The 23800-nt window shown below is 66.6% G+C and carries 30 protein-coding genes; 8 read left to right on the forward strand and 22 right to left on the reverse strand.

From position 1 onward, the window contains the following. Positions 1–9: 9 nt before the first annotated feature. The 6 genes from D8S75_RS11260 to rpsP form a co-directional block, all read right to left on the reverse strand. The gene (locus D8S75_RS11260) at positions 10–996 is read right to left on the reverse strand and encodes a CobD/CbiB family protein (RefSeq protein WP_119966438.1); all 987 of its coding nucleotides are present in this window, start codon (positions 994–996) and stop codon (positions 10–12) included. Between the two features lie 43 nt (positions 997–1039). Then, complete coding sequence (locus D8S75_RS11265; RefSeq protein ID WP_119966439.1) at positions 1040–1735, reverse strand: CoA pyrophosphatase; 696 nt, start codon at positions 1733–1735, stop codon at positions 1040–1042. Positions 1736–1814: 79 nt separating this feature from the next. Next, positions 1815–2198, reverse strand: a complete 384-nt coding sequence (rplS, locus tag D8S75_RS11270) for a 50S ribosomal protein L19 (protein ID WP_119966440.1) — start codon at positions 2196–2198, stop codon at positions 1815–1817. A 119-nt stretch (positions 2199–2317) separates the two neighbouring features. Further along, entirely contained in the window at positions 2318–3076 is a 759-nt protein-coding gene (gene trmD, locus D8S75_RS11275) for a tRNA (guanosine(37)-N1)-methyltransferase TrmD (protein WP_119966441.1), read from the reverse strand. A 9-nt stretch (positions 3077–3085) separates the two neighbouring features. Then, complete coding sequence (gene rimM, locus D8S75_RS11280) at positions 3086–3655, reverse strand: ribosome maturation factor RimM (RefSeq protein WP_119966442.1); 570 nt, start codon at positions 3653–3655, stop codon at positions 3086–3088. Between the two features lie 74 nt (positions 3656–3729). Next, the gene (gene rpsP / locus D8S75_RS11285) at positions 3730–3981 is read right to left on the reverse strand and encodes a 30S ribosomal protein S16 (protein ID WP_119966443.1); all 252 of its coding nucleotides are present in this window, start codon (positions 3979–3981) and stop codon (positions 3730–3732) included. Positions 3982–4105: 124 nt separating this feature from the next. On the opposite strand from rpsP, the gene D8S75_RS11290 reads away from it, so the two are divergent. Together D8S75_RS11290 and D8S75_RS11295 are read left to right on the forward strand one after the other, a co-directional pair. Further along, complete coding sequence (locus D8S75_RS11290; protein WP_119966444.1) at positions 4106–4627, forward strand: GNAT family N-acetyltransferase; 522 nt, start codon at positions 4106–4108, stop codon at positions 4625–4627. A gap of 7 nt (positions 4628–4634) precedes the next feature. Then, positions 4635–5102, forward strand: coding sequence for a TM2 domain-containing protein (locus tag D8S75_RS11295; RefSeq protein ID WP_119966445.1), 468 nt, complete (start codon positions 4635–4637; stop codon positions 5100–5102). 57 nt (positions 5103–5159) lie between these two features. On the opposite strand, the gene D8S75_RS11300 is transcribed toward D8S75_RS11295, so the two are convergent. From D8S75_RS11300 to D8S75_RS11335, 8 genes are all read right to left on the reverse strand, one after another. Then, positions 5160–6170, reverse strand: coding sequence for an inorganic phosphate transporter (locus tag D8S75_RS11300; protein ID WP_119966446.1), 1011 nt, complete (start codon positions 6168–6170; stop codon positions 5160–5162). A gap of 22 nt (positions 6171–6192) precedes the next feature. Next, on the reverse strand, positions 6193–6840 hold the full coding sequence (locus D8S75_RS11305; protein WP_119966447.1) for a DUF47 domain-containing protein: 648 nt from the start codon (positions 6838–6840) through the stop codon (positions 6193–6195). 127 nt (positions 6841–6967) lie between these two features. Next, the gene (locus D8S75_RS11310; protein WP_119966448.1) at positions 6968–7330 is read right to left on the reverse strand and encodes a DMT family protein; all 363 of its coding nucleotides are present in this window, start codon (positions 7328–7330) and stop codon (positions 6968–6970) included. Between the two features lie 195 nt (positions 7331–7525). Then, positions 7526–8251 (reverse strand): ABC transporter ATP-binding protein, encoded by a 726-nt coding sequence (locus D8S75_RS11315; protein WP_119966449.1) that lies wholly within the window; start codon positions 8249–8251, stop codon positions 7526–7528. Positions 8252–8253: 2 nt separating this feature from the next. Beyond that, the gene (locus tag D8S75_RS11320) at positions 8254–9036 is read right to left on the reverse strand and encodes an ABC transporter ATP-binding protein (RefSeq protein WP_119966450.1); all 783 of its coding nucleotides are present in this window, start codon (positions 9034–9036) and stop codon (positions 8254–8256) included. Positions 9037–9057: 21 nt separating this feature from the next. After that, the gene (locus D8S75_RS11325) at positions 9058–10134 is read right to left on the reverse strand and encodes an ABC transporter permease subunit (protein WP_119966451.1); all 1077 of its coding nucleotides are present in this window, start codon (positions 10132–10134) and stop codon (positions 9058–9060) included. Between the two features lie 13 nt (positions 10135–10147). Continuing rightward, positions 10148–11077, reverse strand: a complete 930-nt coding sequence (locus tag D8S75_RS11330; protein ID WP_119966452.1) for a branched-chain amino acid ABC transporter permease — start codon at positions 11075–11077, stop codon at positions 10148–10150. 272 nt (positions 11078–11349) lie between these two features. Further along, on the reverse strand, positions 11350–12723 hold the full coding sequence (locus D8S75_RS11335) for a replication-associated recombination protein A (RefSeq protein WP_232829025.1): 1374 nt from the start codon (positions 12721–12723) through the stop codon (positions 11350–11352). A gap of 30 nt (positions 12724–12753) precedes the next feature. Between D8S75_RS11335 and D8S75_RS11340 the strand changes: the two genes are divergently transcribed. From D8S75_RS11340 to D8S75_RS11350, 3 genes are all read left to right on the forward strand, one after another. Beyond that, a complete protein-coding gene (locus D8S75_RS11340; protein ID WP_119966453.1) occupies positions 12754–13143 on the forward strand; it encodes a DUF488 domain-containing protein in 390 nt (129 codons plus the stop codon). Further along, a complete protein-coding gene (locus D8S75_RS11345; protein WP_119966454.1) occupies positions 13140–13727 on the forward strand; it encodes a uracil-DNA glycosylase family protein in 588 nt (195 codons plus the stop codon). The genes D8S75_RS11340 and D8S75_RS11345 overlap by 4 nt, the downstream gene beginning before the upstream one ends. A gap of 67 nt (positions 13728–13794) precedes the next feature. After that, complete coding sequence (locus D8S75_RS11350) at positions 13795–14151, forward strand: DUF1304 domain-containing protein (protein WP_119966455.1); 357 nt, start codon at positions 13795–13797, stop codon at positions 14149–14151. A gap of 10 nt (positions 14152–14161) precedes the next feature. Here D8S75_RS11350 and lolA read toward each other — a convergent pair whose 3' ends face one another. Genes lolA through D8S75_RS11365 form a run of 3 tightly spaced genes read right to left on the reverse strand, consistent with a single transcriptional unit; the run spans position 14162 to position 17877 of the window. Further along, positions 14162–14794, reverse strand: coding sequence for an outer membrane lipoprotein periplasmic chaperone LolA (lolA, locus tag D8S75_RS11355; protein ID WP_119966456.1), 633 nt, complete (start codon positions 14792–14794; stop codon positions 14162–14164). Between the two features lie 20 nt (positions 14795–14814). After that, positions 14815–17154, reverse strand: a complete 2340-nt coding sequence (locus tag D8S75_RS11360; protein WP_119966457.1) for a DNA translocase FtsK — start codon at positions 17152–17154, stop codon at positions 14815–14817. Positions 17155–17202: 48 nt separating this feature from the next. Further along, positions 17203–17877: a Crp/Fnr family transcriptional regulator gene (locus D8S75_RS11365; RefSeq protein WP_119966458.1), complete on the reverse strand. Its 675-nt coding sequence runs from the start codon at positions 17875–17877 to the stop codon at positions 17203–17205. 170 nt (positions 17878–18047) lie between these two features. Here D8S75_RS11365 and trxB point away from each other — a divergent pair, with 170 nt between their 5' ends. The 3 genes from trxB (at position 18048) to rpmG (ending at position 19617) form a co-directional block, all read left to right on the forward strand. After that, on the forward strand, positions 18048–19001 hold the full coding sequence (gene trxB / locus D8S75_RS11370) for a thioredoxin-disulfide reductase (RefSeq protein ID WP_119966459.1): 954 nt from the start codon (positions 18048–18050) through the stop codon (positions 18999–19001). Positions 19002–19201: 200 nt separating this feature from the next. Next, a complete protein-coding gene (rpmB, locus tag D8S75_RS11375) occupies positions 19202–19435 on the forward strand; it encodes a 50S ribosomal protein L28 (RefSeq protein WP_005797187.1) in 234 nt (77 codons plus the stop codon). An 11-nt stretch (positions 19436–19446) separates the two neighbouring features. Further along, the gene (gene rpmG, locus D8S75_RS11380; RefSeq protein ID WP_119966460.1) at positions 19447–19617 is read left to right on the forward strand and encodes a 50S ribosomal protein L33; all 171 of its coding nucleotides are present in this window, start codon (positions 19447–19449) and stop codon (positions 19615–19617) included. Positions 19618–19771: 154 nt separating this feature from the next. Here the strand turns inward: rpmG and D8S75_RS11385 are convergent, their stop codons facing one another. The 5 genes from D8S75_RS11385 to D8S75_RS11405 form a co-directional block, all read right to left on the reverse strand. Beyond that, the gene (locus tag D8S75_RS11385; RefSeq protein ID WP_119966461.1) at positions 19772–20452 is read right to left on the reverse strand and encodes a prepilin-type N-terminal cleavage/methylation domain-containing protein; all 681 of its coding nucleotides are present in this window, start codon (positions 20450–20452) and stop codon (positions 19772–19774) included. An 86-nt stretch (positions 20453–20538) separates the two neighbouring features. Further along, on the reverse strand, positions 20539–21672 hold the full coding sequence (locus tag D8S75_RS11390) for a histidine kinase (RefSeq protein ID WP_119966462.1): 1134 nt from the start codon (positions 21670–21672) through the stop codon (positions 20539–20541). After that, entirely contained in the window at positions 21669–22352 is a 684-nt protein-coding gene (locus D8S75_RS11395; RefSeq protein WP_119966463.1) for a response regulator, read from the reverse strand. Before D8S75_RS11395 ends, D8S75_RS11390 begins: the two co-directional genes overlap by 4 nt. After that, the gene (locus D8S75_RS11400) at positions 22345–22629 is read right to left on the reverse strand and encodes a hypothetical protein (protein WP_232829026.1); all 285 of its coding nucleotides are present in this window, start codon (positions 22627–22629) and stop codon (positions 22345–22347) included. The genes D8S75_RS11395 and D8S75_RS11400 overlap by 8 nt, the downstream gene beginning before the upstream one ends. Beyond that, on the reverse strand, positions 22620–23798 hold the full coding sequence (locus D8S75_RS11405; protein WP_157982640.1) for a hypothetical protein: 1179 nt from the start codon (positions 23796–23798) through the stop codon (positions 22620–22622). Before D8S75_RS11405 ends, D8S75_RS11400 begins: the two co-directional genes overlap by 10 nt. Positions 23799–23800: the final 2 nt, after the last annotated feature.

A 23800-nucleotide genomic window follows, 5' to 3' on the forward strand; every position in this document is an offset into this window, starting at 1 on the left:
CCTCCACGTTCAGCCCAACAAACGCGCCAGCGTCAGCAGCGCCAGCAGCAACATCCAGACCACGACCGAGCGCCAGACCAGCCCCACCACGCTGCGCAGATGCCCTACCTCGGGCTCGCGCCCGGGGGTGCTGTCGCTCTCGCCAATGCTGGCGTCCACCTCGAAATCCTGCGCATCCAGCGGACCGGGACGGGACTTGAGCGCCTCGCCCCCCAAACGCACGTTGATGGCGCCCGCCGTGGCGGCCAGCACCACGCCGTCGTTGTCATTGGGAAAGCGCTGGGCATGGAAGCGCCAGCCCTCGATGGCCTCCTCGAAGCTGCCCACCACGGCGAAACCCAGCGCCGTCATGCGCGCGGGCATCCAGTCGATGGCCGTCCAGGCCTCGGCCGTCGCGCGCTGGAGGAAAGGGCTGGCCTTCTGCTGCGCCTCGGCGCCCCGGTCGGCCCAGTAACGCGAAACAAACTCCGCCATGCGGTAGAGCACCGCGCCCATGGGCCCAAGCCCGAGCGCCGCCAGCACCGAGAACCAGGCCAGCACGCCGAACACCGAGCGGTGCGCGGCCAGCACGGAATACTCGATCACATGGCGCACCACCTCGCTGCGCGGCAGGTCGCCCACATCCACCTGCTGCCAATGCGCCAAACACTCGCGCGCGCGCTCCTCGTCACCCTCCTCCAGGGCATCGCGGATGCCGGTGAAATGGTGGCTGAACTGGCGGAAGCCCAGGGTGATGTAGAGCACCGCCACGTTCCAGAGCACGGCCACGGGCCAGCCCACGCCCCACAGCAGCACCAGGTGCACGCCCAGCACGAACAGCGCTGGTGTGAGCACGGCCAGGCACCAGGCCACCCAGCCATGGTGCGGTTTGCCCGCGTCGAAATTGCGGCTGACCGACAGCGCCCAGGCGCGCAGGCCGGCGTGGATCGGGTTGGTGCGCGCCAGCGGGCGCGCCTGTTCGATCAGCAGCGCGAACAGGATGGCGAAAAAGCTCATGGGCAGGCATCATACCGGCCGCGAGGGCCGGGCCGCCGCGCTCTTAGGCGGCCATGAAACGGTAGAAGTTGCGCAGCATGCCCGCCGTGGCACCCCAGATGAAATGGCTGCGCCGTCCGTCGTCGTAGGGCATGGAAAACCACTCCCGGCGCACACCCTCCCATTCCACGGCGTGGCGCCGGTGGTGGGCCGGATCGAGCAGGAAAGACAGCGGCACTTCGAAGATCTCCGCCACCTCGTAGGGATTGGGCTGGAGCACGCAATCGGGCTGCACCAGCGCCACCACGGGCGTGATGATGAAGGCCGAGCCGGTGCGGTAGGTCGAGAGGGAGCCCAGCACCTCGACGAAACGGCTCTCCAGCCCCACTTCCTCGTGGGCCTCGCGCAGCGCCGTGGCGGCCGGGTTCGCGTCCTCCGGATCGGAGCGCCCCCCAGGGAAAGCCACCTGGCCCGAATGGGTGGACAGGTGCGCCGTGCGCTCGGTCAGCAGCACCATGGGCTGTTCGCGCAGCACGATGGGCACGAGCACGGAGGCGTGCGCGGGCTCGCGGTTGCTGAAGCGCTTTTCCGAGGCCACCTCGGGCGTCCACGCAGGCGGCGCCCGGAAGCGCTCGCGCAACGCCTGCGGCGTCTGCCGCTGCAGGGGCACGGCGGGCAGGTGCGCGTCCACCGCGAGCACCGGCACGGTGCGCGGGTCGAAGTCGGGCAGCCGGGGCGCGGATTCGGAGGAAGTGCTCATGGCGGCGCGGTCATGAAAAGCAAAAAGCCGCTACAGGCAGAAGCTGCAGCGGCTTTGAACGGCTGGATACGGCAACGATTTACGCTGCGGCTTCCACCGACTTGGTGCGCGAAGGCAGCTTTTCCTTGATACGTGCCGACTTACCGCTGCGGTCGCGCAGGTAGTACAGCTTGGCACGGCGCACGTCACCACGGCGCTTGACTTCGATCTTGGCGATCAGGGGGCTGTAGGTCTGGAACGTGCGCTCCACGCCTTCGCCGCTGGAGATCTTGCGCACGGTGAAGGCGCTGTTGATGCCGCGATTGCGCTTGGCGATCACGACGCCTTCGTAGGCCTGCACGCGCTTGCGGTTGCCTTCGACCACGTTGACGCTCACGATCACCGTGTCGCCGGGTGCGAATTCAGGAATGGTCTTGCCGAGGCGGGCGATTTCTTCCGCTTCGAGGGTCTGGATCAGGTTCATGGTTTCATCTCGCGATCATGTCCGCGCCATAAGTGGCAGCGTCGGGATTGACGTTCAGGCCCTGCCATCAAAGGCAGAGCGGCCGGCCAGAGGATCGAAAAGCCTTTGATTATAACGCGTCAGCGCAATCTGGCCAGCACCTGCTCGTCCTGGGCACTCAGGCGCCCGGCTGCGCGCGCCGCCGCGATGAGGTCGGGGCGGTGCCGCGCCGTCACGGCCAGGCGCTGGGCGCGCCGCCAGCGTTCGATCTGCGCGTGGTGGCCCGAGAGCAGTTCGGGCGGCACGGCGCGGCCCTCCCACTCCTCGGGGCGCGTGTAGTGCGGGCAATCGAGCAGGCCATCGAGCAGCGGGTTGAAGCTGTCGAGCTGGTGGCTGCCCTCGTCGTTGAGCACGCCGGGCTGGAGCCGCGCCACGGCATCGAGCAACGCCAGCGCCGCGATCTCGCCGCCCGAAAGCACGAAGTCCCCCAGGCTGAGCTGCACGTCGACATGCGCATCAATGAAGCGCTGGTCGATGCCCTCGTAGCGCCCGCACAGCAAGATGGCACCGCTGCCGGCCGACCAGTGCTCGACAGCGCCATGGTCCAGGCGCGTGCCGATGGGGGAAAACAGCACCAGCGGTGCCTGCGCGTCCAAAGCCTCGGCGCGGTCGGCGCGGATGGCATCCAGGCAACGCGCCAGCGGCTGCACCATCATCACCATGCCCGGCCCCCCGCCAAACGGCCGGTCGTCCACGCGCCGGTAGTTGCCCTCGGCATGGTCGCGCGGGTTCCACAGGCGCACGTCGACCTGGCCCGAGGCGTAGGCGCGGCGCGTCACGCCGCTGGCCAGGAACGGGCCGAACAGCTCGGGGAACAGCGTGATGACATCGAAGCGCATGGGCGCGGGTCAGTAATCCGGCTGCCAGTCGACCGTGATGCAGCGTCCGGGCAAATCCACCTTGTCGACATAGGCCGACACGAAGGGGATCATGCGCTCCTGCGGCTTGCCGTCCTGCTCGTAGGCGACCACCAGCACCGTCTGCGGCCCGGTGGAGAGCAGGTCGCGCACCTGGCCGAGGGCCACGCCCTCGCGGTTGACCACCGACAGGCCGATCAGGTCGACCCAGTAGTACTCGTCTTCGGTGGTGGAGGGGAAGCTGGAGCGCGGGACGAAGATGCGTGCGCCGCGCAGCGCCTCGGCGGCGTTGCGGTCGTCAATGCCCTGTGCCCAGGCGACCACGGTGTCGGAGTGGTCCTTGGCCTGGCGAATGGGCAGCAGCACCGTGCCGGTGAAGGTCTTGGCGCCGCGCTCGGACGGCAGCAGGTACCACTGCTTGGACGAAAACAAGGCCTCGGGGCTGCTGCTGTGGGACAGCACCTTGAACCAGCCCTTGACGCCCCAGGCATCCGCGATGCGCCCCACTTCGATGGCATCGGCAGGCAGTTCCGTGGGTTCGAGGGTCAGGTGGGTAGCCATGTCAGGGATTCCAGAATAGGAAAAGGGCGGGTTCCCTTCGGCAAGCCGACGGAACCCGCCCTTCTCGGGGAGCTTTAAGCAGCCTTCTTGGCGGCCTGCTTGATCAGGCGGTCCACGGTGGCGGACGTCTGGGCGCCCACGCCCGTCCAGTAGGCCAGGCGGTCCTGGGCAATGCGCAGGCCTTCTTCGGTTTCCTTGGCGGTGGGGTTGTAGAAGCCCAGACGCTCGATGAAACGGCCATCGCGGCGCACGCGCTTGTCGGCAACGACGATGTTGAAGAAAGGACGGCCCTTGGAGCCGCCGCGGGAGAGTCGAATGACGACCATGATTTATCCTTCGGGTGGTTCACAGCAACTGCTGCAGGTTTTTTGCTGCGTTTGAGACACGCGACATGGCCACCCGGCCAGCGACACGCTGCAAAGCCGCCGATTATATCTTCGTTTGCCATCCATGCCACATATCCGCCCCAGCCGCGACGCCGACCTCCCCGCCATCACCGCCATCTATGCCCACCATGTGCTGCACGGCACGGGCACTTTCGAAACCGAGCCCCCCACCGAGGCCGACATGGCCGCGCGCCGCGCCGACGTGCTCGGCAAGGGCCTGCCCTACCTCGTCGCCGAGCAGGATGGACAGGTGCTGGGCTTCGCCTATTGCAACTGGTTCAAGCCGCGCCCGGCCTACCGCTTCTCGGCCGAGGACTCGATCTACGTGGCGGACGCAGCGCGCGGCCTGGGCATTGGACGGCAATTGCTCGATGCGCTGTGCTCCGCCGCCGAGGCAGCGGGTGTGCGCAAGCTGCTGGCCGTGATCGGCGACTCGGCCAACACGGGCTCCACCGGGGTGCACCGCGCGGCGGGGTTCACGCACATCGGCGTGATGCGCTCGGTGGGCTGGAAGTTTGGCGCCTGGCGCGATGTGGTGCTCATGGAAAAGCCCCTGGGCGCCGCAGACACCACATCCCCCGAATAATGGGGGCATGAAAGACAAGACCCTGGCCGCGTGGCTGGCCTTCCTGGGCGGGCCGCTGGGCCTGCACCGCTTCTACCTGCACGGCCCGGCCGACCCTCTGGGCTGGCTGTTGCCCGTGCCCACGGCGCTGGGACTGTACGGCATCGAGCGCGTGCGGCAGTTCGGTCTGGACGACCAGCTCAGCTGGCTGCTGATTCCGCTGCTGGGCTTCACCATCGCGGGCTGCGCGCTGCGTGCCATCCTCTACGGCCTGGCCACGCCGGAGCGCTGGAATGCCCGCTTCAACCCGTCTGCGAGCCCGGATGCCGCTCCCGGACACACGAACTGGCTGACCATCGGGGCCATCGTGGCCGCGCTGCTGGTCGGCACGGCGGTGCTCATGGCCAGCCTGGCCTATGGCTTTCAGCACTACTTCGAGTACCAGATCGCGGAGGCGCGCAAGATCTCCCAGCCTGCCGGCCCCAATGAAAAATAGCTTCCAGCGCTTGCCGAACAAGCGCTGGAAGCTATTGATAGGATAGCAACCCGGTGGTCAGTACAGCTGCAGGCTCACCCAGTAGGCAATGGCAGCCACGAAGGCGCTGGCCGGAATGGTGAGTATCCAGGCCCAGACGATGTTGCCCGCCACGCCCCAGCGCACGGCGCTGGCGCGCTGCGTGGAGCCCACGCCCACGATGGCGCCCGTGATGGTGTGCGTGGTGGACACCGGGATGCCCAGCATGGTGGCCAGGAACAGCGTCATGGCGCCACCCGTTTCGGCGCAGAACCCCCCCACGGGCTTGAGCTTGGTGATCTTCTGCCCCATGGTCTTGACGATGCGCCAGCCACCGAACATGGTCCCCAGGCCGATGGCCGCGTAGCAGGCCACGATGGTCCAGGTGGGCGGAGAGGTGTCGCTGGCCGAGGTGTAGCCGGTGGCGATCAGCAGCAGCCAGATGATGCCGATGGTCTTCTGCGCGTCATTGCCGCCGTGGCCCAGGCTGTAGGCACCGGCCGACACCAATTGCAGGCGCCGGAACCACTTGTCCACCCCGCTCGGACGGGCACGGCGGAAGGCCCAGGCCACCGCCACCATCATGAGCGAGCCCAGCAGGAAACCCAGCAGCGGCGAGACGAAGATGAACGCCACGGTCTTGAGAATGCCCTTGGAGATCAAGGCTCCAGCGCCGGCCTTGGCGATCACGGCCCCCACGATGCCACCGATCAGCGCATGCGAGGAGCTGCTCGGAATACCGTAGTACCAGGTGATCACGTTCCAGGTGATGGCGCCCACGAGCGCGCCGAACACCACGTGCGTGTCCACCACGCCCGGCTGCACGATGCCCTTGCCGATGGTGGCCGCCACGCTGAGATGGAAGACAAAGATGGCGATGAAGTTGAAGAAGGCCGCGAAGACCACGGCCTGGCCGGGACGCAGCACCCCCGTGGAGACGACCGTGGCGATGGAGTTGGCGGCGTCGTGAAACCCGTTCATGAAGTCGAACACGATGGCCAGGGCCACCAGCAGCACCACGACCCACAGGGCGGTTTGTACGGTTTCCATGGCAGGACCGTTTCCGCGCGGATCAGGAATTCTCGAGGACGATGCCCTCGATGAGGTTGGCGACATCCTCGCACTTGTCGGTGATGGTTTCCAGGAGCTCGTAGATGGCCTTGAGCTTGATCAGCTCGCGCACGTCGGGCTCCTCGCGGAACAGCTTGCTCATGGCGCTGCGCAGCACGCGGTCGGCATCGCTCTCCAGCTTGTCGATCTCCTCGCAGGTCTTGAGCGCGGCCTCGGCCGTGGCCGGATCGGCCAGCTTGTTGAGCAGCTTCACGGCGTCGCGCAGGCGCTCGCAGCACTTGACGCTCAGGTCCGTGAGGCGGGAGATCTCTTCCGTCATGTGGCGCACGTCGTACAGGGCCATGGTCTCGGCGGAGTCCTGGATCAGGTCGGCCACGTCGTCCATGGTGTTGATGAGCGAGTGGATCTGCTCACGGTCGATCGGCGTGATGAAGGTCTTGTGCACCGCCTTGTTGATGTCGTGCGTCACGCGGTCGGCGGCACGCTCGGCGTTGTCCACGTCCTGGGCATACTTTTCGCGCAGGTGCGGATCGTTGTAGTTGGCCACCAGTTGCGAAAAGGCCCGCGCGGCCTCCACGATGCGGTCGGCGTGCTGGTTGAACATCTCGAAAAAATTGCCTTCGCGCGGCAAAAGCTTGCCAAACAGCATAGGGGCTCCCGGGGTGAAATCGAAAAATGACAGAAAAGAGGCGGGACGGTGACCGACCCGTGAATAGGAGAAGTTTAACCGCCTGTTTCAAACGGCTGTCTCCACGAAGCTGACGCGGCGCCGCTCCTCAGGCTCCGCGAAAGATGAAATACACGGCGCCCACCATGCACAGGCCGGCCCAGAGGTAATCCCACTTGAGCGGCTGGCCCAGGTAGAACACCGCGAAGGGCACGAACACCGTCAGGGTGATCACCTCCTGCAGGATCTTGAGCTGGCCCACATCGAACTGCGTGAATCCGATACGGTTGGCCGGCACCTGCAGCAGGTACTCGAACAGCGCGATGCCCCAGCTCACCAGCGCGGCGGTATACCAGGGCGCGGTCGCCAGATTCTTCAGATGCCCATACCAGGCGAAGGTCATGAAGACGTTGCTGGCCACCAGCAGCAGCACGGTCTGCACGGAGACCGGCAAGGTTTGCAGTGTGTTCATGGTGTTCCGGAACGGCTGGGCCGCTGACCGCTCATTTTATTGAACGAAAATCGGCTTTCCCGCAATACCGACAAGCGCGAAAAGCTATTAAAACAATAGCAAAACGCCGCTTGTGGGCCTGGCATGCAAAAAAGGCACCGCATTGCTGACGGTGCCTTGGGGGTGCGCCGCGGATTCCCCGCAGGCGCCGGAGTGTCACTCGCCCAGGTAGGCGGCGCGCACCTTGGGGTCGCTCAGCAGATCCTGGCCGGGGCCGGTCATGGTGATCAGGCCGGACTCCATCACGTAGCCACGGTCGGCGATGGCCAGCGCGCGGCTGGCGTTCTGCTCCACCAGTACGATGGTCACGCCCAGGGCGTACACGTCGCGCACCACCTCGAAGATCTTGTCCACCATGATGGGCGACAGGCCCATGGAGGGCTCGTCCAGCAGCAGCACCTTGGGCTGGCTCATCAGCGCGCGGCCCATGGCCAGCATCTGCTGCTCGCCGCCGGACATGGTGCCGGCGAGTTGGTCCTTGCGCTCGCGCAGACGCGGGAAGATGGTGAACATCTTCTCGATGTCGGCCAGGATGCCCGCCTTGTCGGTGCGCGTGTAGGCGCCCATCTGCAGGTTCTCGGTGATGGTCATGCGCGCGAACACGCCACGGCCTTCCGGAACCATCACGAGGCCCTTCTTGACCAGATCCCAGGCGCCCTGGCCCTTGATGCTCTGGCCCAGGTATTCGATGTCGCCATCGTTCATCGCCAGCGTGCCGGTGATGGCCTTCATGGTGGTGGTCTTGCCGGCGCCGTTGGAGCCGATCAGCGACACCAGTTCACCCTCGCGCACCTCGAAATCCACGCCCTTGACGGCCTGGATGCCGCCGTAGGCCACCTTCAGGCCCTTGACCTTCAGCAATACATTCGTCTTGTCGGCCATGCTCAGTGTCCTCCGGTGCCCAGATAGGCCTCAATCACTTTTTCGTTCTTCTGCACATCGGCGGGCGTGCCTTCGGCGATCTGCTTGCCGTAGTCGAGCACCGTCACGCGGTCGCACAGGCCCATCACCAGCTTCACGTCGTGCTCGATCAGCAGGATGGTGCGGTTGTCCTTGCGGATCTGGTCGATCAGCTCCCGCAATTGCACCTTCTCGGTGGCGTTCATGCCGGCGGCGGGCTCGTCCAGCGCGATCAGCTGGGGGTCCGTGGCCAGGGCGCGGGCGATCTCCAGGCGGCGCTGATCGCCATAGGACAGCGTGCGCGCCTTGTAGTCGGCGAAGCGGCCGATGCCCACGTAGTCCAGCAGTTCCTGGGCGCGCTTGGCGATGGCGGCTTCTTCCTCCTTGAACCCCTTGGTGCGCAGCACGGCGCCCAGCAGGCCCGAGCCGGTACGGATATGCCGGCCCACCATCACGTTCTCCAGCGCCGTCATTTCGGCGAACAGGCGGATGTTCTGGAAGGTACGGGCGATGCCGGCCTTGGCCACTTCGTGCACCGCGGTGGGCTCGTAGGGCTTGCCGGCCAGCTCGAAGCTGCCGCTATCGGGCGTGTACAGGCCGGTGATCACGTTGAAGAACGTGGTCTTGCCCGCGCCGTTGGGGCCGATCAGGCCATAGACCTGACCGCGCTGGATGGTGATGCCCACGTCGGAGAGGGCCTGCAAGCCGCCGAAGCGCTTGGAGATGCCGGCGACCTTCAGCACCACATCGTTGGATTTCTCTGCCATGTTTCTGACTTTCTGCGGTGTTCAGGACTTCTGCGTGAGGCTCTTGCCGTGTTCGGGCGAGGGCCAGAGGCCACGGGGGCGCAGCAGCATGATGATGATCATGGCCAGGGCGATGAGCAGCTGGCGCAGGATGGCGGAGTCCAGGCGGCCGTCGGTCATGGCCTGCAGCGGGCCGGCGACGTAGCGCAGCACTTCGGGCAGGGCCGACAGCAGCACGGCGCCCAGGATCACGCCCGGCAGGTGGCCGATGCCGCCCAGCACCACCATGGCGACGATCATGACCGACTCCATCAGGCTGAAGGACTCGGGCGAGACGAAGCCCTGGAAGGCACCGAACATGGCGCCGGAGACGCCGCCGAACGACGCGCCCATGGCGAAGGCCAGCAGCTTCATGTTGCGGGTGTTGATGCCCATGGCCTTGGCGGCGATTTCGTCTTCACGGATGGCCATCCAGGCGCGGCCGATGCGCGAATCCTGCAGGCGGTAGCAGATCACGATGGAGATCAGCACCAGCGCCAGGAACAGGTAGTAGTACAGCGTGACGGAATTGATGTCGAAACCGAACAGTTCCAGGCGCTTGCCCAGGTCCAGGCCGAAGATCTTCACCGAATCGATCTGGCCGATGCCCTTGGGGCCGTTGGTCAGGTTGGCGGGGTGGTCCAGGTTGTTCAGGAAGATGCGGATGATCTCGCCGAAGCCCAGCGTCACGATGGCCAGGTAGTCACCACGCAGCTTGAGCGTGGGCGCGCCCAGCAAGGCCCCAAAGAACGCAGCCAGCACCGCCGCCAGTGGTATCACCAGCCACAGCGAGGTATGCAGCCCGTTGGGAAACATGGCCGCGAACGCAGCGAAGTTGTCCGCCAGGTGCGGCGAGGCCATCAGGCCGAACAGGTAGGCGCCGACGGCGTAGAAGGCCACATAGCCCAGGTCGAGCAGACCGGCATAGCCCACCACGATGTTCAGGCCCAGGGCCAGCAGCACGTAGAGCAGCGCCAGGTCGGCGATACGCACCCAGGCGTTGCCGAAGTATTGCAGGATGAGCGGCAACACGAGCAGCGCGATGCCGCCCAGGATCCAGTTGACTTTGGTGTTCTTCATGGTGTGGTGCTCCTCAGGCGCGATCCGCCACACGCTCACCCAGCAGGCCCGAGGGGCGCAGCGTCAGGATGATGATGAGCACGATGAACGCGAAGATGTCGGTGTAGTGGCTGCCCAGCAGGCCGCCCGTGAGGGTGCCGATGTAGCCCGAGCCGATGGCTTCGATCAGGCCCAGCAGGATGCCGCCCACCACGGCGCCGGCCAGGTTGCCGATGCCGCCGAACACGGCTGCCGTGAAGGCCTTCAGGCCGGGCAGGAAACCCATGGTGTGCTGCGCCGTGCCGTAGTTGGAGGCGTACATCATGCCGGCGATGGCTGCAAGGATGGCGCCGATGATGAAGGTGGCCGAGATCACCATGTCAGGCTTGACACCCATCAAGGAGGCAACGCGCGGGTTCTCGGCCGTGGCGCGCATGGCGCGGCCCAGGTTGGTGTGGTTCACCAGGTACACCAGGGACGCCAGGGCGATGGCCGTCACGCCCAGGATCAGGATCTGGGTGGGGGTGATGTAGGCGCCACCGATCTCGAACGGCGTCGTGGACAGCAGCGTCGGATACGGTTTGTAGTTGGGCTTCCAGATGATCATGGCCAGCGTCTGCAGCAGGATGGACATGCCGATGGCGGTGATCAGGGGCGCCAGACGCGGGCTGTTGCGCAGCGGTTTGTAGGCGATTTTCTCGATCGAGAAGTTCAGCGTGGCGGCCACCACGCAGGCGATCAGGGTGGCCAACAGCAGGATGACCCAACCCGGTGCGCCAGGCATGGCTCCTTGCATCAGGCCGATGCAGCTCCAGCTGGTCAATGCACCGATCATCAACACTTCGCCGTGGGCGAAATTGATCAGTTGAATAATGCCGTACACCATGGTGTAGCCCAAGGCTATCAAGGCGTACATGCTGCCGAGAACCAGACCGTTGATGATCTGCTGCAGCAAAATGTCCATAAGAAAAGTCCTTCGTTTGTGACGGGTCCGCGCTGGAGGCACCAAGATCGGTACAGCCTTTTGAGCCCGCCTGCCATCTAGCAAAAAACCCGCCGGGAATGCAGCCATGCGGGTTTGAGGACGGAATTGTAGCGACTTGCAAACTCGCCCCCCCTAGCGCCCACGGAGGGGTTTTCCCTTGGGTTCCCCGCCCATCAGTGAGGTTCGTGATGCATAAGAATGATTTATGCACCGCCGGTTATTGATGCGCGGACTTATCAACCCCCTGTTTTTTACACAGCGGGTTCCGCGCCTGGCCCCTGCGGCCGCGCGGCCGCGTTGCGCGCGCGCAATTCATCCAGCTTGTCGGCGATGCGGATCTCCAGCCCGCGCCGCACGGGTTGGTAGAAACCGGGGTCCCGCATGCCCTCGGGCAGGTAGTTTTCCCCTGCGGCAAAGCCGCCCTCCTCGTCGTGCGCGTAGCGGTAGCCCTTGCCGTAGTCCAGCTCCTTCATGAGCTTGGTGGGCGCATTGCGCAGATGCATGGGCACGGGACGCGTTCCATCCTGCTTCACGAAAGCGCGGGCCGCGTTGTAGGCCTTGTAGACCGCGTTGGACTTGGGCGCCACGGCCAGATAGACCACGCACTCGGCCAGCGCCAGCTCGCCCTCGGGGCTGCCCAGGCGCTCGTAGACCTCGGCGGCGTCCAGCGCCAGGCGCAGCGCGCGCGGATCGGCCAGGCCGATGTCCTCGCTCGCCATGCGCACCAGGCGGCGCGCCATGTAACGTGGGTCAGCGCCACCATCGAGCATGCGCACCAGCCAGTACAGCGCCGCATCGGGGTCGGAGCCGCGCACCGACTTGTGCAACGCGCTGATGGTGTCATAGAACTGCTCGCCGCCCTTGTCGTAGCGGCGCATGCGCTCGCCCAGCACACGGACCACCCAGGCATCGGTGATTTCGGTCAGGCCCTCCTGAGCCGCCGCCATCTCCAGCGTTTCCAGCGTGTTGAGCAGGCGCCGGGCATCGCCATCGGCATAGGCCACCAGGCGCTCGATTGCTTCGTTTTCGATAGCTGGCAGCGCTTGCTGTGATTGGGCCAAAGCCACAATTTGCTTCAAATCATCGGCCGACAAGGGCTGCAGCACATACACCGCCGCGCGCGACAGCAGGGCCGAGTTGACCTCGAACGAAGGGTTCTCGGTGGTCGCACCGATGAAGGTGAACAGGCCGCTCTCGACATGCGGCAAAAAGGCGTCCTGCTGGCTCTTGTTGAAGCGGTGCACCTCATCGACGAACACGAGGGTGCGCTGCTGCATCAGGCCGTCGCGTGCGCTTTCGGCCTGCTGCACAGCGTCGCGGATATCTTTCACGCCGCCGAGCACGGCGCTGATGCTGATGAACTGCGCGTCGAAGGCATCGGCCATGAGCCGCGCGATGGTGGTCTTGCCCACACCCGGCGGCCCCCACAGGATGCAGCTGTGCGGCCGGCCCGACTCGAACGCCAGACGCAACGGCATGCCCGGCCCCAGCACATGCTGCTGGCCGATGACTTCGGAAAGCTGGCGCGGGCGCAGGCGCTCGGCCAGGGGCTGGTGGGGTGCAACGGACGGTTTCACGGTAGCCACGATGGTAGCGGGCAAATGCCAGCCGACCGGGTTTGCCATGGGTCAGAATGCTCGCCACGGAGGTTTCCCATGGCAATCCGCATCGTTCAACTCGGCAGTCCGCGCGCGCCCGACGAAGGCACGCGCATCGGCACCGTGCGCCGCCCGCCGCGCGGCGTGCCCAAAGAGCAGTTCGCGGCGCAGAACTGGTACGACGTCTGGTATCCCAACCTCGCGCCCAGCCCCGAGACCGTGAAGCAGGCCCAGGCCGCCGCCACGCCCCAGGAATGGGCGGCCTTCGCGCGCAAGTACCGCGCCGAAATGGCCTCGCCGGAAAACCGCCACACCCTGGCGCTGCTGGCCCGCATGTCACAAGACGCAAACTTCTCCGTCGGCTGCTACTGCGAGGACGAGTCGCACTGCCACCGCTCGGTGCTGCGCGAACTGCTCGCCGAGGCTGGAGCCCAGATCGTGCCGTGACTCCAGACGAGCCGCTCGACACACTGCTGGCCCGCGTGCGCGCCTGCCAGCTTTGCGCCGCGCACCTACCCCACGGCCCGCGCCCGGTGCTGCAGGCCCATACCAGTGCGCGCATCCTCATCGCCGGCCAGGCGCCGGGCCGCAAGGTGCATGCCTCTGGCCTGCCGTTCGACGACGCCAGCGGCGAGCGCCTGCGCGCATGGCTGGACATCACGCGCGAAACCTTCTACGACCCGCACCAGGTCGCCATCCTGCCCATGGGCTTTTGCTACCCCGGCCACGGCCGCTCGGGCGACCTGCCGCCGCGCCCTGAGTGCGCCCCGGCCTGGCGCCAGCCCCTGCTGGACCATCTGCCCCACCTGCACCTGACCCTGGTGCTGGGCCAGTACGCACTGGCCTGGCACCTGCCCGGCCACCGCGGCCCGCTCACCGACGCCGTGCGCCAGTGGCGCAGCCACGGCCCTGCCCTGCTGGCGCTGCCGCACCCCAGCCCGCGCAACAACGGCTGGCTGCGCCAGAACCCGTGGTTCGAGGCCGAGCTGCTGCCCGAGCTGCGCGCGCGGGTGGCCCGGGCCCTTGCTTGAACGCAGCGCCAGCACGTTTCGCGCGGCACGGCTATCCTGTGCCCCTTCTCCCTTTGGATACACCGCCATGTCCCTTGCCGCCAACGCCGTCGTCGCCCTGATCGCCCTGCTCCATGTCTACATCCTGGTGCTGGAGATGTTCCTCTGGGACAAGCCCGCCGGACGGCGCGCCTTCGGCCTGACGCAGGAAATGGCCACGGCCACCAAGGCGCTCGCGGCCAACCAGGGGCTGTACAACGGTTTCCTCGCGGCGGGCCTGTTCTGGGGGCTTTGGCTGGGCGACGCCGGGCAGCCGGTGAAGGTGTTCTTCCTGCTGTGCGTGCTGGTGGCGGGCGTCTTCGGCGCCGCCACGGCCAGCCGCAAGATCCTGTTCATCCAGGCGCTGCCGGCCGCCATCGGCCTGGCGCTGGTGCTGCTGGCCTGAGCACTGCGCCTTACTGTTTGAGCACGTCGGCCCCGGCCGGCGGCTTGAACTGGAAGGTGCTTGCGGGCAGCTGCGGGTTAGCCTGCAGATTGGCGAAGCGGATCGAGGAGCGCTGGCCAAAGCCGTCGAGGATCTCCAGCACCGCAAGTTGCCCCTCGCGGAAGCCCACGCGCACGTTCTGCAACTGGCCATCCTTGGTCTTCGGCGTGGCCTGTACCCACTCCAGCCCGTCCTGCGCGGGCGCGGATTCGAGCGTGAAATCGGCCCGCAGCGCCTGCAGGTCGGGCGCCGAGGCCAGCAGCGCCGCCGGCGTGCTGCCCAGGGCTTGGGCCTGCGGGCGCTGGGTGACCTGGTTCAGGTCCACGTCATACAACCACAGGCTCGTGCCGTCGGCCACGATGGTCTGCTCGAAAGGCTTCTTGTAGACGAAGCGGAAACGCCCTGGGCGCTGGAATTCGAAGCTGCCGCTGGACGTCTTCTGGCGCGCCGCCTGCCCGTCCTTGGCGGGCGTGGTGACCACCTGGGTGAAGTCGGCACGCGCGGCCTGGGTTCCCTTCATGAAGGATTCCAGGCTTTTCAGGCCATCAGCCCAAGACCACTGGGCGCCACAAGCTATCAAAACAGCAGCAAAAATACGTTTCATCAGGGCTCCGAAAACGGCGGCTACTCGCCGCGCGCGGGCACCAGCACATCGCGCTGGCCACTGGCAGTGAGGGAACTGACCAGGCCTGCCTTCTCCATGTCTTCCAGCAAGCGGGCCGAGCGGTTGTAGCCGATGCGCAGCTTGCGCTGCACGTAGGAGATGCTGGCCTTGCGGTCCTTGAGCACCACTTCGACCGCCTGGTCGTACATGGGGTCCTTCTCGCCGCCATCACCCCCGCCTTCGGTGGTGAGATCGCCATCGCCGTCCACGGTTCCGCCTTCAAGCACGCCCTCGATGTAATCGGGCTCGCCCTGGGCCTTGAGGTAGCTGACCACGCGGTGCACTTCCTCATCACTGACAAAGGCGCCGTGCACGCGGATCGGCAGGCCGGTGCCGCTGGCCATGTAGAGCATGTCGCCCATGCCCAGCAGCGCCTCGGCGCCCATCTGGTCGAGGATGGTGCGGCTGTCGATCTTGGAGCCGACCGAAAACGCGATCCGGGTCGGGATGTTGGCCTTGATCAGGCCGGTGATCACGTCCACGCTCGGGCGCTGCGTGGCCAGGATGAGGTGGATGCCAGCGGCACGTGCCTTCTGCGCGAGGCGGGCGATGAGTTCCTCGATCTTCTTGCCCACCACCATCATCAGGTCGGCCAGCTCGTCGATCACCACCACGATGTGCGGCAGGCGCTGCAACGGCTCGGGCTGCTCGGGCGTGAGGCTGAAGGGGTTGGGGATGGATTCCTCGCGCGCTGCGGCCTCGTCGATCTTGGCGTTGTAGCCCGCCAGGTTGCGCACGCCCAGCTTGCTCATGAGCTTGTAGCGGCGCTCCATCTCGCCCACGCACCAGTTCAGGCCGTGCGCGGCCTGCTTCATGTCGGTCACCACGGGCGCGAGCAGGTGCGGAATGCCCTCATAGACCGACATTTCCAGCATCTTGGGGTCGATCATCAGCAGGCGCACGTCCTTGGCCTCGGCCTTGTAGAGCAGCGACAGGATCATGGCGTTGATCCCCACCGACTTGCCCGAGCCCGTGGTGCCGGCCACCAGCACGTGCGGCATCTTGGCCAGGTCGGCCACCACCGGGTTGCCCACGATGTCCTTGCCCAGGCCCATGGTGAGCATGGATTTGGCCTCGTGGTAGACCTGCGAGCCCAGGATTTCGCTGAGCTTGATGGTCTGGCGCTTGGCGTTGGGCAGCTCCAGCGCCATGGTGTTCTTGCCCGGAATGGTCTCGACCACGCGGATCGACACCAGGCTCAGGCTGCGCGCCAGGTCCTTGGCCAGCCCCACCACCTGCGAACCCTTGACGCCGGTGGCCGGGTCGATCTCGTAGCGCGTGATCACCGGGCCGGGCATGGCGGCCACCACGCGCACCTCCACGCCGAAATCCTTGAGCTTCTTCTCGATCAGGCGGCTGGTCATCTCCAGCGTCTCGGGCGACACCGACTCCTGGCGCTGCTGGGCCGCGTCGAGCAGGTCCACCAGCGGCAGGCGGCTGTCGGGCATGTCGGAGAACAGGGGCTTCTGGCGCTCCTTGACCACGCGCGGGCTCTGCGGCACCTCAATCGGCACCGGCTCGATGATCTGCACCGGCTGCGGGTGCTGCACCTCGATCTCGGCGCGCTCCTCGAACACCACTTCCTCACGCTCGCGCGCCGCGCGCTTGCCCTCGGCCAGGTCCTTGGCCACCTCGCGCCGAGCCCGGCCCGACTGCACCAGGGCATCGACGCGCGCGCCCAGGCCCTCGGCCAGATGGCCCCAGGAGAAACGGAACACCAGCGCCGCACCCAGCACGGCCAGCACGATGCCCGCCAGCCCGGAGCCCGTGAAGCCCAGCCATTTCATGCCGGCCGGCCCCGTGATGTAGCCCAGAACGCCGCCGGCATGGCCCGGCAGCGCACCTTCGAAACGGTAGAGCCGCGTCCATTCCAGCCCCGTGCTGGCGCACAGCAGCAAGGCCAGGCCCAACCAGAACAGGGCGCGCCAGACCAGGGGGTGGCGCACGGCCTCGGTCTCGGATGCCTCGCCGCCGCGCATCCACAGCGCCAGCGACGCCAGCCAGGCACGCACCCCGGCCGCCACGCACCACCAGACCGAGAAGCCCAGCGCGAAATAGCTGCCATCGGCCAGCCAGGCGCCCAGGCGGCCCGCCCAGTTGCGCACCAGGGGCTGCGCGGTCGCGCCCGAGGTGGACCAGGCGGCATCCTGCGGCGAGTAGCTCAAGAGCGCCAGCAGCCAGAACACCAGCGCCAGCAGCCCGGCCACCAGGGCGATCTCATGGCCGAAACGGGAACCCACGGAACGGGCGGCGGCCTTGTCGCCCGGAGAAGCATTCAGGGTGTTGAGGGAATAGGTCATAGGCGTGCGGGCGAAGCTTACCCCATCCACCCCGTGCGACGCAGGGCGTCAGCCCAGTGTCGCCAAACGGGTCTTCAGCAGCATGGCACCGGACGGCAGGGTTTCAATAAAGCCCCGGGTCTCCAGGTCCTTCATGACACGGCTGACCATCTCGCGCGAGGCACCGATGGTCTTGGCCAGGTCCTGGCGCGACACCTTGCCCGCGATGACTTGCTGGCCCTGGGCATTGGTCTCTGCCTGCTCCAGCAGCGCATGGGCGACGCGGCCATACACATCGAGCAAGGCCAGCGACTCGATCTTGCGGTCGGCATGGCGCAGGCGCTTGACGAGGCCGCGCATCACCACCAGCGACATGGCGGCGTTTTCCGACAGGCAGCGCGTGAACTCGGCACGCCCGAGCGTCAGCACATCGGTCTGCACTTCGGCGCGCACGGTGGCGGAATGGGGCTCGTTGTCGATGATGCTCATCTCGCCCAGGTAGTCGCCCTGCCCCAGCGTGGCCAGAATCACCTCGCGCCCCCGGCTGTCGGACGCCGTGACACGGGCACGACCGGTGAGCAGCAGGAACAGCGCGTCGGACTTCTGCCCCTGCTCCACCAGCGCCTCGCCACGCTTGAAGCGGCGCTTGACCACCGCATTGCTGATCGCCTCGGCCTGCGCCACCGTGAGCCGCGAGAACAGCGGCACGCGGCGCAGCAAGTCCAGGTTTGACAACATCGCCATCGCAACATCTCCTCGTGAAAAGCCGCTCCAGCAGCAGCCGATTGCTTTTTTCAATTTCCGTGACAGAAACGGGGCATAGCGCGGCTTGGTTGATACTTACGGCCTCGCCCCCACAATTGCTGAGTCCTCTCTCTTCATGCGCCCTGGGCGCACAAACCCGAACTTTTACCATGTCCACCCCCCAGCACGCCAAAGTTCTCATCCTCGGCTCCGGCCCGGCCGGCTACACCGCCGCCATCTACGCGGCCCGCGCCAACCTGAACCCCGTACTCATCACCGGCATGGCCCAGGGCGGACAGCTCACCACCACCACCGAGGTGGACAACTGGCCCGCCGACGTGCACGGCGTGCAGGGCCCGGCGCTGATGCAGCGCTTCCTGGAGCACGCCGAGCGCTTCAAGACCCAGATCATCTTCGACCACATCAACAAGGTCGATTTCAGCCAGCGCCCCTTCACGCTCATGGGCGACAGCGGCACGTACACCTGCGACTCGCTCATCATCGCCACGGGCGCCTCGGCCAAGTACCTGGGCCTGCCCTCGGAAGAATCCTTCATGGGCCGTGGCGTTTCGGCCTGCGCCACCTGCGACGGCTTCTTCTACCGCGACCAGGAGGTCTGCGTGATCGGCGGCGGCAACACCGCCGTGGAGGAAGCCCTGTACCTCTCCAACATCGCGAGCAAGGTCACGCTGGTGCACCGCCGTGACAAGTTCAAGGCCGAGCCCATCCTGGTGGACCACCTGATGGAAAAGGTGGCCGCGGGCAAGATCGACCTCAAGACCTTCTACACGCTCGACGAGGTGCTGGGCGACCAGACCGGCGTCACCGGCATCCGCATCAAGCACACGCAGAGTGGCGCCACCGAAGACATCGCGCTGCAAGGCTGCTTCATCGCCATCGGCCACGCGCCCAACACCGAGATTTTTCAGGGCCAGCTGGAGATGGAGAACGGTTACATCGTCACGCAAGGTGGCATCAAGGGTTTCGCCACCCAGACCTCGGTGCCCGGCATCTTCGCCGCCGGAGACGTGCAGGACCATGTCTATCGGCAGGCCATCACCAGCGCGGGTACGGGCTGCATGGCCGCGCTGGACGCGCAGCGCTACCTGGAACAGCTGGGCTGACCCAAGACCGCCCTTGGGGGGCTGGCCAGACAAGAGGCGAATACGCTATAATAGTCGGCTTTGCTGCACCAAGGGCTCGTGAGAGCCGCGGCAGATCGGGATACCGCCACCCTTTTCATGGCGAGGTGAGGCTGAAGCGAGACAGGCGCCACGAGGTGTCTGTCGCCAGTAACAGCCGTTGAACTATCGGAGTGTCCACAATGGCACGCGTATGTGACGTCACGGGCAAGAAGCCCATGGTCGGGAACAATGTTTCCCACGCCAACAACAAAACCAAGCGCCGGTTCCTGCCGAACCTGCAATACCGTCGTTTCTGGGTCGAGAGCGAAAACCGCTGGGTGCGCCTGCGCGTTTCCAGCGCTGCCCTGCGCCTGATCGACAAAAACGGCATCGACTCCGTGCTCGCAGACCTGCGTGCACGCGGCCAGGCTTAAGGAGAAGCACCATGGCAAGCAAAGGCGGACGCGACAAGATCAAGCTGGTGTCCACGGCCGACACCGGTCACTTCTACACCACCACCAAGAACAAGAAGACGATGCCTGAAAAGATGTCGATCATCAAGTTCGACCCCAAGGCTCGCAAGCACGTCGAGTACAAGGAAGCCAAGCTGAAGTAATCAGCCCGGCCCCTGCCAAAAAAACCGCCCGGCGCGAGCCCGGCGGTTTTTTTTCGCCCGCACCCAGCACACACGCCCATGAAAAATGCCCGCAGGCCAGGGGCCGGCGGGCATGGGCAGCGCGAGACCAGCACCCCAGAGGGCGCTGAGGGCATCAGCCCAGATCGCGGCAGACGGTGTAGGTCTGCGATTCGTTGTACGCCGCAGCAGCGCCTGCCGGTACAGCGTTGTTTGCACCTTGGGTCGCACGGAACGTGCCATTGTTCGGCAGGCCATCATCCAACTGCACATCCAGGGCGGCGGCGGCCTTGCCCGGCACATTGCCCAGGCACACCAGCACCCGCGCTGCAGGGCGGCCTTGGGCCACGGCATTGGTCACCCCGAGGCGGCCACCCCAGGCATTGACCGGCATGGCGTTGGCGCCCACATCGCCCGGGTTCCCGGTGATGAAGCCCGAGGCCCGCAGGTGCTGGAAGAAGTTATCATTTTCACCACCGCCGGTGAAGGTCTGGGCAGCCGTCACGGCCAGCACACCGTTGTTGTCGCCGGCTGCAATGCCTGCGGTCGTCCATTGGCCACCGCGCCCGGTCAAGGTCGCGATCGGGCCATCATCGCCAGGCAGCTTGCGATAGCGGTCCAGGTAGCTGTTGTAGGCCGCGCTGATGCCGTTCATGTCGTTGGCGGCATTCTTCACGCGTCCATTCTCGATCAGCTCCTGACCCTTGAGCACGCCGCCGAGCAGCAGGCCGATGATGACCAGAACAATGGCGATTTCGACCAGCGTGAAGCCGGACTGGGCTTGGCGACGCGTGCGGCGCACGGGCAATGATTTCATGGATGGGTCTCCTGGTTGCATGGAACCGCGGCCCCTTTGGCCGCTTCCTGCAAAACATTGTGCCCAGCCGCTGCATGCCGGCACAGTCAAATTTCTTGACGCTGTGCTTCCAATGGCAAGGGCATCCGCACGCCGAAAACCACCCCTCCAGGGCCGCTGTGCGCATGCAGGTCGCCCCCGACATCGCGCAGGCTGCGCCGGGCCTGGTATAGACCCATGCCGGAGCCGGAAGGCGACTTGAGGGGCTCGAAAGCCCGGCGGGGCCAGGGGGTGGACAGGTGCGGCGTATGCAGTTCGCCCTGCAGGCACCCTTCCCGCACCGCCCAGAGGCTGCGCAGGGCGTGGCCGGCCTGGCGGGCCACCGGGTCACGGGCAATGTTGGAGAAGATGTTGTCGAGCGCGCGCTCCAGCGCCTGGGCCATGGCGTCGGGCAGCTTCAGCACGGGCCGGGCACCGGCTTCGGACGCCTCGATCCACTCGAACCGCAGGGACAGCCCGGCCAGATCGGCGGCGTTCTGCACCAGCGCCTCCACATCCACGGGCGGCGCATCGGCCCGTGCCGGAGGGGGGCCTTTGCTGGAGCAGGGCTCCTGCCCATCGGCCCATTGCGAGGCCTCCAGCAGTTTGCGGGCGCGCGCCTGCGCCAGCGGTGCCTGCCGCTGCAGACGCAGGGCCAGGCGCGGCAGCTGCTCGGGCGTGGCCGCGCCGAACTCCTCTGCCAACAGCCCCACCCACTGCGCCAGGTTGCGCATGTCGTGCTGCCAGTAGAGCTGCACATGCGCGCGTTGCGCCAGGGCCACGGCCACGGCCTGGGTGCGCTCGCGCATGCGCGAGAGCCAGGTCTGGGCGAACACATCGAACACCGCCAGCGCCAACGCCCGCGCCTCGTCGGTGCGGGCCACGTCGGCCCAGCGCAGCTCGATCTGGCAGTCGGGCCCGGCCTGCAGGGTCTGGCACAGCCAGTCGGAAGCCACGGGTTGGCCCCAGTGCCCCTGCACCGTATCGCCGAACCATTCGCCCTGCCACTGCAGCCCGGCAATGCCGGCGCGCTGCAACACGGGGCGCGCGCGCTCGGGCCAGCGCAGCGGGTGCATGTCGGCAGGCAGCGCCAGCAGCTGCGCGATGCACTGGCGGATGCGCTGCCCCCGGTGCCACACGGCCCAGGCGGCCAGCAGCAGCACCAGCCCGACGGCGACCAGCAACCACGGCAGCGCGTTCATGGCGCGTCCGATGGTTCGGCGGGGCTCTGGCGCTGGATGCCGAATTTCTTCATGTGGTAGTAGAGCTGCTCGCGCTCCAAGCCCAGCGTGCGCGCGGCAGCCGTCACGTTGAAGCCATTGCAGCCCAGCACATGACGGATGAGTTGCTCGGCCACGTGGTCGCTGGCCTCGCGCACGCCCTCCGACAGTTCGGCCGACACCGACAGATGCAGCCGCCCCTGCGCCAGCAGTTCCTGCTGGCGCAGCGCAAACCAGGCGGCGCGCTGCAGGGCCTGGCGCAGCACGGCCAGCGCCACCGGCTTGGCCAGGAAGTCGAAGGCCCCGGCGTGCACGGCCTGCTGGCCCACGGCCACCTCGTTCTGGCCCGTGAGAACGATCGCGTGCAGCAGGGGCCACCGCGCCACCAGCTCGGCCAGCAATTGCAGGCCTTCGTCAGGACGGCCCGGATGGGGCGGAAGACCCAGGTCCAGGATGGCCACGCAGGCCCGCCCCTTGGGCACTTCATGCTCCTGCTTCAACAGCGCATCAAGCCGGTTGTGGGCCACCAGCACGCTCCAGCCGTCGTCCTGCAGCGACTGGGCCACCCAGTCCGACAGCACCGGGTCGTCCTCCACCCACAGCAGGGGGCAATCCGTGCCACGGCCTACCGTGGCAGCCTGGCTTTGTGGAGCTTCAGTCATGGTCTCCAAAGATGGACGACACCGTGGGGCCAATGGCCACGGCAAACCCGGCGAACAGCAGCCCGAACCCGCAGACAACACGCAACAGCAGCCACTCGGACGGTGTATCGGCCGTCACCGCCAGGCACACATACCCGGCCAGCAGCATGAGGATGCCCGCGAACTGCTGCCAGCGGCGGCGCGCCCTGCGGCTGCGCACCACATGGTGCGCATGGGCCTGGGCCGAGTCTTCGAAGTCCTGGGGCATGGTGTTGCCTGCGAGACCCATCAATTGCATGTGGAGCCAGCCGCGCAAAAACGGATGCTGGCCACGAAGAGGCGCGAGCTGCCCTGGGGCTGAACGACAACCTCATCGAATGGCGAGGCCGGCGAGGGCATCAAATCGGCAAACACGGTGGGCACACCCGACACCGCCGGGACCACGGGCGAGACGTAGAGCCCGATATCGCTGCCGTTGCGGCGGAAGGTCACGGCCACCTGCACGGTGGGGTCGAGGCTCAGCACGCCCAGCGCGAACTTCTCGGCGGTCTTGCCGTCGAGCTTGAAGCTCAGCGTTTCGGGAAAACTCAGACTGGAGTTGTTGTTGCCACAGCCCGTGGTGCACACGCCGATGGCCGTTCCATTGGGAACACCGTTGCGGGAGATGTTGCCGCCGCTGGAGGTGATGGTGATGTTGCCCAGCGCGGCGCCACCGTCGATCGTGATGGAGGTGGTGTTGCTGTCGCGGCCGGAGTAGGACACGGGCGCAATGGAGTTGAGCAGGGCCGTGGTCAGGTTCAGCGCCGTGGGCGCGCCGACGACTGGCGGCGTGGCGGGCGGCGTGGCGCTGCAGTCGGCCGTGTCCAGCGTGCCCCAGAGCAAGGCGTCGTCAAAGAGGTTCGCGGGCGCAATGTCCGTGCCCGCCGTCTCCGTCTTGAGCTGCAAGCCCCCCCCGTTGACATTGGCCAGTTCGTCGGCATTCACGGGCGGCGGCATCTGCTGGCCGCTCGCGAGCCAGCCCCCGAATCCGGTCGGTCCATGGCTGACCAGCGCCCAGGTCGAGGGCTGGGCCGGAGCGCCGAACTGCGCGACAGAGCCAGGACTGAGGTAGCGGATCTTGCGGCCCCAGGCATCGAACGCGTCATCGCGCGCCAGGCCCAGGGTGCGCCAGGGCACGGTGGTGCCGCCGGGTGCAGCATCGCCGGTGCTTGCACTCCCCAGGGCGCCGGCAGGCAAGGTGCAGCCGTGCACCATCCAATAGGCCTGCAGCGCGCTGCCGATGCGAGCCATGCGCTGCTGGGTCAGCTGCTGTTGCGCCGTCTTCTCGCTCACCTGGCCTGCCAGGCGGATGGCCAGGGTGGCGGCCGCCGTGACCAGCAGGCTCACCACCAGCGCCAGCACGGCTCCGCCCACTTGCCGGGAGCGCATGGCCGGCGCGGCCGTGGGACGAAGAGCGGGCTGCGGCATGG

This window comes from Simplicispira lacusdiani (assembly GCF_003604195.1).
GTDB lineage: Bacteria > Pseudomonadota > Gammaproteobacteria > Burkholderiales > Burkholderiaceae_C > Simplicispira > Simplicispira lacusdiani.

Coding starts and splice junctions, on each gene's coding strand:
- D8S75_RS11310 (WP_119966448.1), bottom strand. CDS start 7,330: ATGAACACACTGCAAACCTTGCCGGTCTCCGTGCAGACCGTGCTGCTG.
- trxB (WP_119966459.1), top strand. CDS start 18,048: ATGTCCACCCCCCAGCACGCCAAAGTTCTCATCCTCGGCTCCGGCCCG.
- rpmB (WP_005797187.1), top strand. CDS start 19,202: ATGGCACGCGTATGTGACGTCACGGGCAAGAAGCCCATGGTCGGGAAC.
- rpmG (WP_119966460.1), top strand. CDS start 19,447: ATGGCAAGCAAAGGCGGACGCGACAAGATCAAGCTGGTGTCCACGGCC.
- D8S75_RS11320 (WP_119966450.1), bottom strand. CDS start 9,036: ATGGCAGAGAAATCCAACGATGTGGTGCTGAAGGTCGCCGGCATCTCC.
- rpsP (WP_119966443.1), bottom strand. CDS start 3,981: ATGGTCGTCATTCGACTCTCCCGCGGCGGCTCCAAGGGCCGTCCTTTC.
- D8S75_RS11400 (WP_232829026.1), bottom strand. CDS start 22,629: ATGCAATTGATGGGTCTCGCAGGCAACACCATGCCCCAGGACTTCGAA.
- D8S75_RS11265 (WP_119966439.1), bottom strand. CDS start 1,735: ATGAGCACTTCCTCCGAATCCGCGCCCCGGCTGCCCGACTTCGACCCG.
- D8S75_RS11260 (WP_119966438.1), bottom strand. CDS start 996: ATGAGCTTTTTCGCCATCCTGTTCGCGCTGCTGATCGAACAGGCGCGC.
- D8S75_RS11395 (WP_119966463.1), bottom strand. CDS start 22,352: ATGACTGAAGCTCCACAAAGCCAGGCTGCCACGGTAGGCCGTGGCACG.
- D8S75_RS11340 (WP_119966453.1), top strand. CDS start 12,754: ATGGCAATCCGCATCGTTCAACTCGGCAGTCCGCGCGCGCCCGACGAA.
- D8S75_RS11290 (WP_119966444.1), top strand. CDS start 4,106: ATGCCACATATCCGCCCCAGCCGCGACGCCGACCTCCCCGCCATCACC.
- D8S75_RS11325 (WP_119966451.1), bottom strand. CDS start 10,134: ATGAAGAACACCAAAGTCAACTGGATCCTGGGCGGCATCGCGCTGCTC.
- D8S75_RS11300 (WP_119966446.1), bottom strand. CDS start 6,170: ATGGAAACCGTACAAACCGCCCTGTGGGTCGTGGTGCTGCTGGTGGCC.
- rimM (WP_119966442.1), bottom strand. CDS start 3,655: ATGGCTACCCACCTGACCCTCGAACCCACGGAACTGCCTGCCGATGCC.
- D8S75_RS11330 (WP_119966452.1), bottom strand. CDS start 11,077: ATGGACATTTTGCTGCAGCAGATCATCAACGGTCTGGTTCTCGGCAGC.
- D8S75_RS11390 (WP_119966462.1), bottom strand. CDS start 21,672: ATGAACGCGCTGCCGTGGTTGCTGGTCGCCGTCGGGCTGGTGCTGCTG.
- rplS (WP_119966440.1), bottom strand. CDS start 2,198: ATGAACCTGATCCAGACCCTCGAAGCGGAAGAAATCGCCCGCCTCGGC.
- D8S75_RS11295 (WP_119966445.1), top strand. CDS start 4,635: ATGAAAGACAAGACCCTGGCCGCGTGGCTGGCCTTCCTGGGCGGGCCG.
- D8S75_RS11405 (WP_157982640.1), bottom strand. CDS start 23,798: ATGCCGCAGCCCGCTCTTCGTCCCACGGCCGCGCCGGCCATGCGCTCC.
- D8S75_RS11360 (WP_119966457.1), bottom strand. CDS start 17,154: ATGACCTATTCCCTCAACACCCTGAATGCTTCTCCGGGCGACAAGGCC.
- lolA (WP_119966456.1), bottom strand. CDS start 14,794: ATGAAACGTATTTTTGCTGCTGTTTTGATAGCTTGTGGCGCCCAGTGG.
- D8S75_RS11365 (WP_119966458.1), bottom strand. CDS start 17,877: ATGGCGATGTTGTCAAACCTGGACTTGCTGCGCCGCGTGCCGCTGTTC.
- D8S75_RS11385 (WP_119966461.1), bottom strand. CDS start 20,452: ATGAAATCATTGCCCGTGCGCCGCACGCGTCGCCAAGCCCAGTCCGGC.
- trmD (WP_119966441.1), bottom strand. CDS start 3,076: ATGCGCTTCGATGTCATCACGCTGTTCCCCGAGCTGTTCGGCCCGTTC.
- D8S75_RS11315 (WP_119966449.1), bottom strand. CDS start 8,251: ATGGCCGACAAGACGAATGTATTGCTGAAGGTCAAGGGCCTGAAGGTG.
- D8S75_RS11335 (WP_232829025.1), bottom strand. CDS start 12,723: ATGGCAAACCCGGTCGGCTGGCATTTGCCCGCTACCATCGTGGCTACC.
- D8S75_RS11305 (WP_119966447.1), bottom strand. CDS start 6,840: ATGCTGTTTGGCAAGCTTTTGCCGCGCGAAGGCAATTTTTTCGAGATG.
- D8S75_RS11350 (WP_119966455.1), top strand. CDS start 13,795: ATGTCCCTTGCCGCCAACGCCGTCGTCGCCCTGATCGCCCTGCTCCAT.